General features: G+C 39.5%; 2 pseudogenes. One reads left to right on the top strand and one right to left on the bottom strand.

Going from position 1 to position 248, the window contains the following annotated elements:
* Nucleotides 1–122: pseudogene (locus H4J50_RS19370) on the bottom strand (hypothetical protein); the annotation flags it as partial.
* Between H4J50_RS19370 and H4J50_RS19760 the strand changes: the two are divergent.
* Nucleotides 123–248: pseudogene (locus H4J50_RS19760) on the top strand (ribonucleotide-diphosphate reductase subunit beta); the annotation flags it as partial. It abuts the pseudogene before it with no gap.

The raw sequence follows: 248 nt of genomic DNA, 5'->3' as shown, positions 1-248 counted from the left end.
GTCGCATTAGATATTTGAGACGAAGTTTCTGACGGCATTAATGCTGATACGGTTGAGTTTCTTACGCCGTGCTTTTTAATACTGGCACGAAGTGACTCCCAATCTAAATGAAGTGGTTCACCGGTAACACTATAGAAGTCAGTGAACGTAAATTGAAAGAGCGTCTTTTCTTAGCAATATGCTCAGTTAATGCTTTAGAAGCTATTCGTTTTTATGTCAGTTTTGCCTGTTCATTCGCCTTTGCTGAA

The sequence above is a fragment of the Colwellia sp. 6M3 genome, from assembly GCF_014077595.1.
GTDB lineage: Bacteria > Pseudomonadota > Gammaproteobacteria > Enterobacterales > Alteromonadaceae > Cognaticolwellia.
This window is presented reverse-complemented; position numbering and strand designations above follow the sequence as displayed.